At 74.1% G+C, this 12,580-nt stretch carries 9 protein-coding genes; 5 read left to right on the top strand and 4 right to left on the bottom strand.

Annotated elements, in window-relative coordinates:
* Positions 1 to 245: 245 nt before the first annotated feature.
* The gene (locus WCD74_RS06120; protein WP_337693944.1) at positions 246 to 1,916 is read left to right on the top strand and encodes a DNA repair helicase XPB; all 1,671 of its coding nucleotides are present in this window, start codon (positions 246 to 248) and stop codon (positions 1,914 to 1,916) included.
* Here WCD74_RS06120 and WCD74_RS06115 read toward each other — a convergent pair.
* The 4 genes from WCD74_RS06115 to WCD74_RS06100 all read right to left on the bottom strand — a co-directional run bounded on the left by WCD74_RS06115 (position 1,913) and on the right by WCD74_RS06100 (position 6,837).
* Positions 1,913 to 2,371 (bottom strand): YccF domain-containing protein, encoded by a 459-nt coding sequence (locus tag WCD74_RS06115; protein ID WP_337694264.1) that lies wholly within the window; start codon positions 2,369 to 2,371, stop codon positions 1,913 to 1,915. The genes WCD74_RS06120 and WCD74_RS06115 overlap by 4 nt on opposite strands.
* Positions 2,372 to 2,454: 83 nt before the next feature.
* Complete coding sequence (locus WCD74_RS06110) at positions 2,455 to 3,753, bottom strand: MFS transporter (protein WP_337693943.1); 1,299 nt, start codon at positions 3,751 to 3,753, stop codon at positions 2,455 to 2,457.
* 143 nt (positions 3,754 to 3,896) lie between these two features.
* Entirely contained in the window at positions 3,897 to 5,531 is a 1,635-nt protein-coding gene (groL, locus tag WCD74_RS06105; RefSeq protein WP_337693942.1) for a chaperonin GroEL, read from the bottom strand.
* A 160-nt stretch (positions 5,532 to 5,691) separates the two neighbouring features.
* Positions 5,692 to 6,837 (bottom strand): serine/threonine-protein kinase, encoded by a 1,146-nt coding sequence (locus WCD74_RS06100; protein ID WP_337693941.1) that lies wholly within the window; start codon positions 6,835 to 6,837, stop codon positions 5,692 to 5,694.
* A 155-nt stretch (positions 6,838 to 6,992) separates the two neighbouring features.
* Between WCD74_RS06100 and moeA the strand changes: the two genes are divergently transcribed.
* From moeA to WCD74_RS06080, 4 genes are all read left to right on the top strand, one after another.
* Positions 6,993 to 8,189, top strand: a complete 1,197-nt coding sequence (moeA, locus tag WCD74_RS06095) for a molybdopterin molybdotransferase MoeA (RefSeq protein ID WP_337694263.1) — start codon at positions 6,993 to 6,995, stop codon at positions 8,187 to 8,189.
* Positions 8,190 to 8,520: 331 nt separating this feature from the next.
* Complete coding sequence (locus WCD74_RS06090; protein ID WP_337693940.1) at positions 8,521 to 9,285, top strand: phosphatidylserine decarboxylase; 765 nt, start codon at positions 8,521 to 8,523, stop codon at positions 9,283 to 9,285.
* Positions 9,285 to 10,229 carry a CDP-diacylglycerol--serine O-phosphatidyltransferase gene (gene pssA, locus WCD74_RS06085; RefSeq protein ID WP_337693939.1) on the top strand — a complete coding sequence of 315 codons (945 nt, stop codon included), beginning with the start codon at positions 9,285 to 9,287 and terminating at the stop codon, positions 10,227 to 10,229. The genes WCD74_RS06090 and pssA overlap by 1 nt, the downstream gene beginning before the upstream one ends.
* Positions 10,226 to 12,553 (top strand): AAA family ATPase, encoded by a 2,328-nt coding sequence (locus WCD74_RS06080; RefSeq protein WP_337693938.1) that lies wholly within the window; start codon positions 10,226 to 10,228, stop codon positions 12,551 to 12,553. The genes pssA and WCD74_RS06080 overlap by 4 nt, the downstream gene beginning before the upstream one ends.
* Positions 12,554 to 12,580 lie beyond the last annotated feature (27 nt).

The raw sequence follows: 12,580 nt of genomic DNA, 5'->3' as shown, positions 1-12,580 counted from the left end.
GGCCCCGTCGAGTGGTGGTTCACTCCTCGGGGCGGGTGTCGGTGATGCGGGAGTGTATCCGTCCACCCCGACGAGATCATCTCCCCGTCGCCCCTCCGACCCCCTCCGAGCGGCGTCGATCACGTGACGTGGCAGCTCGGCGCCCGCGGCGGAAGCGCGAGCCGCTCCCGGACCGCGGAGGGGACAATGGACCGCGGCGGCCCCGCCCGCCGACCACCCCGCGAGACCCCTGGAGGCCGGACGCCGTGAGCACCCCCGGGACCGGACCGCTGATCGTCCAGTCCGACAAGACGCTGCTGCTCGAGGTCGACCACGCCGACGCCGCGGCGGCACGCACCGCCATCGCGCCGTTCGCCGAGCTCGAGCGCGCGCCGGAGCACGTGCACACCTACCGCGTCACGCCGCTCGCCCTGTGGAACGCGCGCGCCGCGGGCCACGACGCCGAGCAGGTCGTCGACGCACTCGTCAGCCACTCCCGCTTCGCCGTCCCGCAGAACCTGCTCATGGACGTCGTCGAGACGATGGGCCGCTACGGGCGGCTGCAGCTGACCAACCACCCCGCCCACGGCCTCGTCATAGTGTCGTTCGACCGCGCTGTGCTCGCCGAGGTGATGCGGAACAAGAAGATCGCCCCGCTGCTCGGCGAGCAGATCGACGACGACACCGTCATCGTCCACCCCTCCCAGCGCGGGCTGCTCAAGCAGACGCTGCTCAAGGTCGGCTGGCCCGCCGAGGACCTCGCGGGCTACGTCGACGGCGAGGCGCACCCCATCGAGCTCGACCAGGAGGACTGGGAGCTCCGCGACTACCAGGCCGCTGCCGTCGAGGGCTTCTGGGCCGGCGGCTCCGGGGTCGTCGTGCTGCCCTGCGGCGCGGGGAAGACGCTGGTCGGGGCGGCCGCGATGGCCAAGGCCAAGGCGACCACACTGATCCTCGTCACGAACACCGTCGCCGGGCGGCAGTGGAAGCGCGAGCTCGTCGCGCGCACCTCGCTGACCGAGGACGAGATCGGCGAGTACTCGGGCGAGCGCAAGGAGATCCGCCCGGTCACGATCGCGACCTACCAGGTGATGACCCGCAAGACCAAGGGCGAGTACCGAGCGCTCGAGCTGTTCGACTCCCGCGACTGGGGCCTGATCATCTACGACGAGGTGCACCTGCTGCCCGCGCCCGTCTTCCGCATGACCAGCGACCTGCAGTCCCGTCGCCGCCTCGGGCTCACCGCGACCCTGGTCCGGGAGGACAACCGCGAGGGCGACGTCTTCTCGCTGATCGGGCCGAAGCGCTACGACGCGCCGTGGAAGGACATCGAGTCGCAGGGCTGGGTCGCGCCGGCGGACTGCGTCGAGGTCCGCGTGACGATGACCGAGAACGAGCGGATTGTCTACGCCACCTCGGAGGCCGACGAGCGCTACCGGATGTGCGCGTGCGCGCGGACGAAGATCCCGGTGGTCCGCTCGATCCTGGAGCGCCACCCCGACGAGCCCGCCCTCGTCATCGGCGCCTACATCGACCAGCTCGAGGAGATGGGCCAGGCGCTCGACTGCCCCGTCATCCAGGGGTCGACGACGAACAAGGAGCGGGAGAAGCTCTTCGACGCGTTCCGCCGCGGCGAGCTTCCCCGACTCGTCGTCTCGAAGGTCGCGAACTTCTCGATCGACCTGCCCGAGGCGTCGGTCGCGGTGCAGATCTCGGGGACGTTCGGGTCCCGCCAGGAGGAGGCCCAGCGCCTCGGGCGGCTGCTGCGCCCGAAGGGCGACGGCCGGCAGGCGCACTTCTACTCGGTGGTCTCACGGGACTCCGTCGACGCCGACTACGCCGCGCACCGCCAGCGGTTCCTGGCCGAGCAGGGCTACGCCTACCGGATCGTCGACGCCGACGACATCCTCGGCCCGCCGGTGCCCGAGGTCGACTAGCGGCCGTACCAGGGCACCTCGCGGCGGGCGCCCGGGATCGGGGTGGTGGCCGTGGTCGGCCCCACCCCGAAGGTCCGCGGGTCGTCCACGTCCACGATCCGGCGGCCCAGCGGGGTCAGCGACACCGGGATCAGCTTGAGGTTGGCCCACGCGAACGGGATGCCGATGATCGTCACGGCCAGGGCGATCGCGGTGACGACGTGCCCGATCGCGAGCCACCACCCGGCGACGACGAACCACACGACGTTGCCCAGCGTCGACCCGACACCGTGGTCGGAGCGCTTCTCGAGGCGCTGCCCGAAGGGCCACAGGGTGAACAGCGCGATGCGGAACGACGCGATCCCCCACGGGATCGTCACGATCAGCACGCAGCAGATGACGCCGGCGATCACGTAGCCGATCGCCATCCACACCCCGGCCAGCACCAGCCACACCAGGTTCAGCAGGATCCGCAGGGCTTCCATGTGTCCAGGATGCCCGGATCGGCTGAGAGCCCCCTGAGCCGCGGCGGGAACTATTTTCCCGACGTCGGGTCGGGTCAGGTCAGCACGCGGCCCTTCGTCTCCGGCAGCGTCAGGATGATCAGGAACGCGATCACCGCGCCCCCGGTGACGTACCAGAAGAACAGCTGCGGCTGGCCCGCGCCGGAGAACGCCGCGATCAGCAGCGGCGCCGTGCCGCCGAAGAGGGCGACCGTGAGGTTGTACCAGGCGCCGATGCCGAGGGCGCGCAGCTCCGTCGGGAAGATCTCGCTCATGATCGCGGGCGCGATCGAGGAGAACACCGCGTAGAGACCCAGGCCCACCGAGAACACGACGATGAGGTTGATCAGCGGCGGGCGGTCGGTGATGAGCAGGCTCAGCGGCACCGTGAGCACGGCGAACGCCGCCGACCAGATCAGCATCTGGGGCTTGCGCCCGAACCGGTCGGCACACGCTCCCATCGGGTACTGGAGCACGATGAACACGACCGTGCCGATGGACAGCGCGAGGAACACGTCGCTGCCGGCGGCCTCGCGGAACTGCACCGCGTACGGGGTCAGGGCGCTGAAGAAGGTGTAGTAGCAGAGCGTCGAGAGCAGCGTGAACCCGAAGAGCTGCAGGACCGACCGCGGGTGGTGGGTCAGCGTCCGCAGCAGCGGGTTCTTCGTCGCCTTGGCCTTCTCCACGTTCTCCTCGAACTGCTCGGTCTCGGTGAGGCTGCGCCGCAGCCAGAGCCCGACCAGACCGAGGACGCCGCCGACCACGAACGCGATCCGCCATCCGTACGACTCCAGGTCGGGGCGCGACAGCGTCGAGGTGAGCAGCAGCCCGAGCAGCGACGCGGCGAGCAGCGCGACGCCGGTGGAGATGTAGAAGAAGCTGGAGTACCGGCCCCGCCGGTTCGGCGGCGCGATCTCGGCCAGGTAGGCGCTGGCGTTGGACACCTCGCCGCCGAGTGAGAGCCCCTGCGCGATGCGGGCCAGCAGCAGGAGGATCGGCGCCAGCCACCCGACCGCGGAGTACGTCGGCAGCACCGCGATCACCAGCGACCCGCCCGCCATCAGCAGGATCGTCACCAGCATCGCGAACCGGCGCCCGCGCAGGTCGGCCAGGCGGCCGAGGACCACACCGCCCAGCGGGCGGAAGAAGAACGCGAGCGCGTAGGTCGAGGTCGTCCCGATCAGCGCGAGCGTCGAGTTCGACCGGTCGAAGAACTGCGAGGAGAAGTAGACCGCGAACGTCGCGTAGATCGTCCAGTCGAACCATTCGACCGCGTTGCCGATGCTGGCCGCGACGAGCGTCCGCACCGGCAGCTTGTGACTCTCGGTCGACGCCGGGTCGGTCGCCTGGCTCATGCGCGCTCCCTCACGGTGGTTCGTCGGGCACGCACGGTAGGTGATTCGTCCGCTTCCGGCCAGACCACGTCGCACGGGCCGGAAGACGACGAACGGGCCGCACCCCCGCAGGGGTACGGCCCGTCGTCGAGAACGAGCAGGGACTAGAAGTCCATGCCGCCCATGCCGCCCGTCGGGTCGGCGCCGGCACCGGCGCCCGCCTTCTCGGGCTTGTCGGCCACGACGGCCTCGGTGGTGAGGAACAGCGCGGCGATCGACGCGGCGTTCTGCAGCGCCGAGCGGGTGACCTTGGCCGGGTCGATGATGCCGGCCTTGATCAGGTCCTTGTACTCGCCGGTGGCGGCGTCGAGGCCCTCACCGGTGTTGAGCCCACGGACCTTCTCGGCCACGACGCCGGGCTCGAGGCCGGCGTTGTGCGCGATCTGCTTCAGCGGCGCCTCGAGCGCGGTGCGCACGATGTTGGCGCCGGTGGCCTCGTCCCCGTCCAGCCCGAGGCCGGAGAAGACGTCACCGGTCGAGGCCTGCAGCAGGGCGACGCCGCCGCCGGCGACGATGCCCTCCTCGACCGCGGCCTTGGCGTTGCGGACCGCGTCCTCGATGCGGTGCTTGCGCTCCTTGAGCTCGACCTCGGTCGCGGCACCGGCGCGGATGACCGCGACGCCGCCGGCGAGCTTGGCGAGACGCTCCTGGAGCTTCTCGCGGTCGTAGTCGGAGTCCGAGCGCTCGATCTCCGAGCGGATCTGGGTCACGCGACCCGCGATCTGCTCGGCGTCGCCGGCACCGTCGACGATGGTCGTCTCGTCCTTGGAGACCGTGACCTTGCGGGCGCGGCCCAGGAGCGTGAGGTCGGCGGTGTCGAGCTTGAGGCCGACCTCCTCCGAGATGACCTCGCCGCCGGTGAGGATCGCCATGTCGGCGAGCATCGCCTTGCGGCGGTCACCGAAGCCGGGGGCCTTGACGGCGACCGACTTGAAGGTGCCGCGGATCTTGTTGACGACGAGCGTGGCCAGGGCCTCGCCCTCGACGTCCTCGGCGATGATCGCCAGCGGCTTGCCGGACTGCATGACCTTCTCCAGCAGCGGGAGCAGGTCCTTCACCGACGAGATCTTCGAGGACATGAGCAGGACGTACGGGTCGTCCAGCTCCGCCTCCATCCGGTCCTGGTCGGTGACGAAGTAGGGCGAGATGTAGCCCTTGTCGAAGCGCATGCCCTCGGTGAGCTCGAGCTCGAGCCCGAAGGTCTGCGACTCCTCGACGGTGATGACGCCTTCCTTGCCGACCTTGTCCATCGCCTCGGCGATGAGCTCGCCGATCTGCGGGTCGGCGGCCGAGATCGAGGCCGTGGCGGCGATCTGCTCCTTGGTCTCGACCTCCTTGGCGGACTTCAGGAGCGCCTGCGACACCGACTCGGTGGCCTTCTCGATGCCCTTCTTGAGGGCCATCGGGTTCGCACCGGCGGCGACGTTGCGCAGGCCCTCGCGGACGAGCGCCTGGGCGAGGACGGTCGCGGTGGTGGTGCCGTCACCGGCGACGTCGTCGGTCTTCTTCGCGACCTCCTTGACGAGCTCGGCCCCGATCTTCTCCCACGGGTCCTCGAGCTCGATCTCCTTCGCGATCGAGACGCCGTCGTTGGTGATCGTGGGGGCGCCCCACTTCTTCTCCAGGACGACGTTGCGGCCGCGCGGGCCGAGGGTCACCTTGACGGCGTCCGCGAGGCTGTTCATGCCCCGCTCGAGGCCGCGACGGGCCTCCTCGTCGAACGCGATCATCTTGGCCATGCTGGGTGGTCCTCCGATGAGAGACACGTGTGCTCGGCCAGGCGGTGCCCGCGACGGACGACCGGCTCCCTTGCGCCGGTCTCACCGTCCCGACCTGGCACTCGACACTACCGAGTGCCAATCGCGAGTCTGGCACTCGGGTGGGGTGAGTGCAAGCCGCTCAGGTGAGCGCGAGGACCAGCACGACCACCAGGGCGACGACCGCCCCGACCGTGATCGCCCCCGCCAGGACCAGCCCCCGGGACGTCCGGCGCGCGAACGGCCCGAAGTCGCTCGGCATCGACGGCGGCTGGGTCCGGCGTGGCGGCGGCGCGGTGCGCGGCGGCACCGGGGCGCGCGGCGGCAGGCCCCCGACGACGGGTCCGCGTGCCGGCGGGCGGGGACGCCCGGGCACGCCGTGAGGGGAGGATCCGGACGTCCTGACCGGGTGGGGGTTCCCCTCGCGCGGACGTGGGGGCTGGACGGCGGGCGCGGGACGGCGGGCCAGGGCGGACCGGGCCCCGGCGACGAGCTCGCGGGCGCTGGCCGGACGCTCCGCGGGGTCGAGCGCGAGGGCCCGTCGCAGCACGTCGTCGATGCCCGGCCCGACCCCCGGCACGACGCCGGCGAGGTGGGCGTCGATGACCTCGGTGACCGACCCGCGGTACGGCGGCTGCCCGGTGAGGCAGGTGTGGAGCACGCAGCCCAGCGAGTAGAGGTCGGTGCGCGCGTCGACCGGCTCGCCCCGCAGGTGCTCCGGGGCGGCGAAGGTCGGGGAGCCGAGGAAGTCGCCGCCGCGGGTGCGGTGGCCGGTGGCGCCGCGGTGGGTGAGGCCGAAGTCGGCCAGGTAGGCGTGGTCGGCCCCGGAGGACGCGCCGCCGATCAGCACGTTGGCCGGCTTGACGTCGAGGTGGACCAGGCCGTGGCCGTGCACCGCGTCGAGCGCGTCGGCCACCTGGTCGAGCAGGCGCAGCGTGCGCTCCGGGGCGAGGGGACGGCCGCCGACCAGGGTGGCGAGGTCGGGTCCCTCGACGAAGCGCATCGCGATGTAGAGGTGGCCGTCGACGTCGTCGGTGTCGTAGAGCGGCACGACGTGCGGGTGGTCGACCGCGGAGGTGTTGCGTGCCTCGTCGCGGAACCGCTCGCGGAACTCCTCGTCGCGGGCCAGCGCCGGGTCGATGACCTTGAGCGCGACGACGCGGCCCAGCCGCGAGTCGGTGGCGCGGTAGACGGTGCTCATGCCGCCGCGGCCGATGACGCCCTCGACGCGGTAGCGGCCGAGCGAGGACCCGGTGAGGTCCTCGATCGGTGTCTCGCTCCGGGTCACGGCGACGAGGGTAAGGCGCGACCCGCGCCGCCCGGGGCCGGACGCGGCGGGACGCCGGTGCAGGGGCCACGATGTCGGCCGTGAGTGCAGCGGCGGGACAGGGTGGACACGGTGGACACGCGGGTCACGGCCACGACCACGGCGACCCGGCCGCGATGCGCCCGGTGGAGGAGCACGCGGCCGCGGTCGCCGCGCTGATCCGCGCCACCGGGACCGAGACGGTCGCCCTGGCGCGGGCGCGGGGCCGCGTGCTCGCCGCCGACCTGGCCTCGCCGGTGTCGCTGCCGCCCTTCGACAACTCGGCGATGGACGGCTACGCCGTGCGCGCGGCGGACCTCGCGTCGACGCCGGTGACCCTCCCGGTCCCGGAGGACGTCCCCGCCGGCCGGGTCGACGGCCCTCCGCTCGCCCCCGGTACGGCCCACCGGATCATGACCGGGGCCGCGCTTCCCGACGGCGCCGACGCGGTGGTGCAGGTGGAGTGGACCGACGGCGGCCTGCCGGGCGACGCGGTGCGCGTCGACCGTCACGTCGAGGCCGGGCAGAGCGTACGGCGCGCCGGCGACGACGTCGTCGCCGGTCAGGTCGTGCTCACGGCCGGGACGGTGCTGGGCCCGGCGCAGATCGGCCTGGCCGCCGCGGTCGGGGCACCCGAGCTGACGGTGCACCGCCGGCCGCGGGTGCTCGTGCTCTCGACCGGCTCCGAGCTGGTCGCGCCCGGGCAGCCCCTGCGCCACGGGCAGATCCACGAGTCCAACGGTCCGATGCTCGCGGCCGCCGTCGAGGACGCGGGCGGCGAGGCCCGGCTCCTGCGGTTCGTGCCGGACGACGTCGACGAGTTCCTGACGACGCTCGAGGCCGCCCTCGCCGAGCCGACCGACCTCGTCGTCACCTCCGGAGGCGTGAGCGCGGGTGCCTACGAGGTGGTCAAGGACGCCTTCGCCACCCGCGGGATCACCTTCACGAAGGTGGCGATGCAGCCGGGGATGCCGCAGGGAGCAGGGCGCTACGCGGACCGGGTCGCCGTCGTCACCCTGCCGGGCAATCCCGTCAGCTCGCTGGTGTCCTTCGAGGTCTTCGTCCGCCCGGCCCTGCGCCGGGCGGCGGGTCACCCGCACCCCGACCGCGCCCGGGTGTGGGCGCGCGTCGCGGAGGACCTGCGGTCACCCGACGGGCGCCGTCAGTTCCGACGCGGCCGCCTCGACCTGGACGGCACGGTGACGCCCGTCGGCGGCGCGGGCTCGCACCTGCTGGCCGCCCTGGCCCACGCGGACTGCCTGTTCGTGGTGCCTGCGGAGGTCACCGAGGTGGCGGCCGGATCCGAGGTCGAGGTGTGGCTGCTCGACGGCTGACCCGGGTGCGGCCGCCTGAACCGGTCCCGGGCCGCCGAGCTGGGCGGAAGCCACCGTTCGAGTGCTCTCGCTGGGCCGGACGCGGGAAAGGGACTTGGAGGCCCGGGGAAGATCGGGCACCATGTGTGAGAACTCTCATGCCGGCGTCGCCGGTCGAGTTCACCCCGGGTAGTCCGATGGCGGATCGCGTGACGATCACCGTGGACCAACCGCTTGTCGCTGGGGAGCGGACGAGCGGTTCTCGCCGGGGTCGCCGTCTCGGGGGATGGCGGCCCCGGCTCCACCCGGAGCGGGCCGATAGATTCGGTCAGGTCCGTCGTCGACGCAAGGGATGGCCGTGCCCGTTCGCTCCCCCGCCCCTGGCGACCCCGCCGCGACGGCGCACGAGGTGTTGCCCACCCCGCGGCGCAACCCCGTGCTGCACGCGGTCGACCTCGTGCGCGAGACGTTGCCGCCCCTGCACCCCGGCGGCGCGCCGGTGATCGGTGCCGTCGCCGCGGGCGCGCTGGCCGTCCGCGCGCTGCGCGGCCGCGGCACCCTCGGGGCGGTCCTGACGACGGGCGCGGTCGCCGCCTTCTTCCGCGCCCCGCACCGCACCACGCCGCGGCGGACGGACATCGCGGTCGCGCCGGCCGACGGCACGGTGAGCGTGATCGGCGACGCCGAGGCGCCGCCGGAACTGATCGCCAAGGGCTTCCCGGCCGGGCCGCGCCCCCGGGTCAGCACCTTCCTCTCCGTCTACGACGTGCACGTCCAGCGGATCCCGGTCGACGGCCAGGTCCTCGCCGTCGAGCACCGGCCCGGCACGTTCGTCTCCGCCGACCTGCCCGAGGCGAGCGAGGCCAACTCCCGCACCGCGCTCTGGCTGCGCGACACCGCCGGCCGCGACCTCGCGGTCGTCCAGATCGCCGGGCTGGTGGCCCGCCGGATCGTCTGCGACGCGCGGCCCGGGGACGAGGTGGCGGCCGGTGAGACCTACGGGCTGATCCGCTTCGGGTCCCGGGTGGACCTGCTGCTGCCGCCCGGCGCCGAGGTCGGCGTCGAGGTGGGGCAGCGCACCGTGGGCGCCGAGACCGTGGTCGCGGAGCTCGGCTAGTGCCCGCCTCCACCGCGCCCGGGGTGCGGCTGCTGCCCAACGCCGTCACGGTGCTCGCGCTGTGCTCGGGCCTGTCCGGGGTGCAGTTCATGGTCGCCGGGAACACGGTGGCCGCGGTCGCGTGCATCGCGCTCGCCGGGGTCTTCGACGCCCTCGACGGCCGCCTCGCCCGGCTCCTGGACGCGACCAGCCGGATCGGCGCGGAGCTGGACTCCCTGTCGGACTGCATCTCCTTCGGTGTCTCCCCCGCGCTGATCCTGTTCCTGTGGTCGCTGAACGACCTGCGGGTCGGGTGGGTCGTCGCGCTCGTGCTCGTGGTGTCGGCGGCGCTGCGGCTCGCCCGCTTCAACACGCTCTCCGACGACACGGAGGCCCCGCCGTTCGCCGGCGAGTTCTTCGTCGGCGTCCCCGCCCCGGCGGGCGCCCTGGTGGCGCTCACCCCGCTGGCCACCGAGCTGCTGCTGGGGCCGGGCTGGTGGTCGGCACCGGTCGTCGTCGCGATCTGGACGGTGCTCTCGGCCGGCCTGATGATCTCGCGCATCCCGACCGCCTCGCTGAAGAGCGTCCGCGTGCCCGCCGCGGCGATCGCCCCGGCGCTGGTCCTCGTCGCGCTGGTCGCGGCCGCGATCGTGGCGGTGCCGTTCGCGCTCTACCCGGTCGCGATCCTGGCCTACCTCGCGCACATCCCCTACGCGGTGTACCGCTACCGGTGGCTGGAGCGGCATCCCGAGGTCTGGCACGTTCCGCCCCGCCAGCGCCGCGCGGTCCGCCGGGCGCACCGCCGCCTCGGGCTGCTGCCGCCACGTCGCCCGCTGCCCCGACGCGTGGCCGGCGCCGCCGCCCGCGCCGGCCGTCGCACGATGAACCGCGACCGGGACCGCAGCCGTCCCGGGCCACAACGACTCGGGGTGCGCCGGCGCCGCCGGGGAGGGGACCAGCCGTGACGACCGCCCCCGAGCAGGTCACCCTCACCGCCCAGCTCTCCACCTCCGCGGTCGACGCCCGGCGCGGGGTCGTGCGCCTGCACGGCGAGGTGTTCGCCGCCCTCGGCCTCGCCGCGTGGGACGCGGTGCGCCTGGTCGGCTCGCGGTCGACGGTCGCGCTCGCCGCACCCGCCGTCGGGATGGTGGCGCCGGGGACCGCGACGCTCGACGAGACCGCCATGGTCAACGCCGGCATCGTCGCCGGCACCACGGTCGCGGTGGAGCCGGTGACGGTGACCGCCGCCCGCACGATCACCGTGGCCGGGTCGCAGCTGGCCACGGCCGCCGTCGCGCCGGAGACGCTGCGCCTCGCGCTGACCGGCAAGGTGCTCAGTCCCGGTGACACCGTCTCCCTGCTCCCCCAGGACCTCGCCCCGGTGCCCGGGGCCGACGCCGTCGGCACCCGGACCCGGCTCGCCGCGGAGCTCGGCGGCACCTGGACCACCGAGCTCGTGTCCGTGGTGGACATCGAGCCCGGCGGGGGCGGCGCCTACGTCGTGGCGCCGAGCACGGTGGTCGGGTGGCGGGACGGCCCGCGGACCGGCGTCCGGGCCCTGCCCGACGACAGGTCGGCCTTCGCGCCCTCGGGGTTCTTCGCGACGGCGCCCCGGACCACCGGTCCGGCCGCGCCCGGTCCCGGTCTCGCGGCGGCGTCGAGCGGGACCCCGGCGGCGGCACCCGCCGTCCCCGCGGCCGCCGAGACACCCGCGGAGCCGACGGTGTCCGTGCCCGACCTCGTGGGGCACCAGGACGCCGCCCGCCGCCTGCGGGAGTGGCTGGACCTGGTGTTCCGCCGCCCGGAGCTGCTCACCCGCCTCGGCGCCGCCGCCCGGCTCGGCGTCCTCGTCACCGGGCCGGAGGGGGTGGGGCGGACCACCCTCGTCCGCGCGGTGGCGGCCGAGGCCGAGGTCGGCGTCGTCGTGCTGGACGCCCCGGCGGCCGCGGCCCTCGAGGCCGGGGCGGCGGCGGAGCGGGTTCGCACGGCGTGCTCCCGGGCGCGCGCGGCGACCGGGCCGACGGTGCTGCTCGTACCCGACGTCGAGACCCTCCTGCCGGCCGCGGACGCCCCGCCGCTCGCGACCGTGGTCCTCGACGAGCTGCGCTCGCTGGTCGCCGACGGGGTGGCCCTGGTGGCCACGGCGCAGGGCGGCGAGGCCGTGGACCCGCGGCTGCGGGCCCCCGACGTCGTGGACCGCGAGCTGGGCCTGCCCGCCCCCGGCGACCGGGAACGGGCGGAGCTGCTGCGGGTGCTGCTGCGCGAGGTGCCGCTGGCGCCGGACGTCGACCTCGGGGCGGTCGGGCTCCGCACGCCGGGCTTCGTCGCGGCCGACCTGGTGGCGCTGCGGCGCGAGGCGGCGGTGCGGGCGGCGCTGCGCGGCGGCGCCGAGGACGACCTGCAGCTCGCGCAGGACGACCTGATCGGGGCGGTGGCGTCGGTGCGTCCGGTGTCGCTGTCGTCGTCCGGCTCGCAGACCCTGCACTCCGGCGGGCTGACCCTCGACGACGTCGGCGACATGGTCGAGACGAAGCAGGCGCTCACCGAGACCGTGCTCTGGCCGTTGACCTACCCGGACTCGTTCGCCCGGCTCGGCGTCGACCCGCCGCGCGGGGTGCTGCTCTACGGCCCGCCCGGCGGCGGCAAGACGTTCCTGATGCGCGCGCTCGCCGGGACCGGGCAGCTGAACGTGTTCGTCGTGAAGGGCGCGGAGCTGCTGGACAAGTACGTCGGCGAGTCCGAGCGGGCCGTCCGCGAGCTCTTCCGGCGTGCAGCCGATGCGGCGCCCGCCCTCGTGTTCCTCGACGAGGTCGACGCGCTCGCGCCCCGCCGGGGCGGCTCCACCGACGCCGGGGTCGCCGACCGCGTGGTGGCCGCCCTGCTGACCGAGCTGGACGGGGCGACCCCGCTGCACGACGTGGTGGTGCTGGGCGCGACGAACCGCCCGGAGCTCATCGACCCGGCGCTGCTGCGTCCGGGCCGGCTGGAGCGCCAGATCTACGTGCCGCCGCCGGACGCCGACGCCCGGGCCGCGATCCTGCGCGCCGCGTCGAAGGCGACCCCGCTGGCCGACGACGTCGACCTGGACGCGTTCGCCGCGGAGCTGGAGGGCTACTCGGCGGCCGACTGTGCCGCGCTCGTGCGCGAGGCCGCGCTCACCGCCATGCGGGCGTCCCTGGACTCGACCGAGGTCACCGCGGCCCAGTTCGAGGCCGCGCGGTCGGCGGTCCGGCCGTCGCTGGACCCGGTGCAGCTGGCCCAGCTGGAGGCGTACGCGACCCGGGGGTGAGCTTGACCCCCGGGTGTCAGCCATGGT

Source organism: Actinomycetospora aurantiaca, assembly GCF_037401875.1.
Taxonomy (GTDB): Bacteria; Actinomycetota; Actinomycetes; order Mycobacteriales; family Pseudonocardiaceae; genus Actinomycetospora; species Actinomycetospora aurantiaca.
The sequence above is the reverse complement of the archived record's forward strand: the minus strand, read 5'-3'. Positions and strand labels throughout refer to the sequence as shown.

What these genes read in the sequence shown, in the direction of transcription:
- WCD74_RS06110 (WP_337693943.1), bottom strand. Translation starts at nt 3,753, where the DNA reads ATGAGCCAGGCGACCGACCCGGCGTCGACCGAGAGTCACAAGCTGCCG.
- groL (WP_337693942.1), bottom strand. Translation starts at nt 5,531, where the DNA reads ATGGCCAAGATGATCGCGTTCGACGAGGAGGCCCGTCGCGGCCTCGAG.
- moeA (WP_337694263.1), top strand. Translation starts at nt 6,993, where the DNA reads ATGCGCCCGGTGGAGGAGCACGCGGCCGCGGTCGCCGCGCTGATCCGC.
- WCD74_RS06090 (WP_337693940.1), top strand. Translation starts at nt 8,521, where the DNA reads ATGGCCGTGCCCGTTCGCTCCCCCGCCCCTGGCGACCCCGCCGCGACG.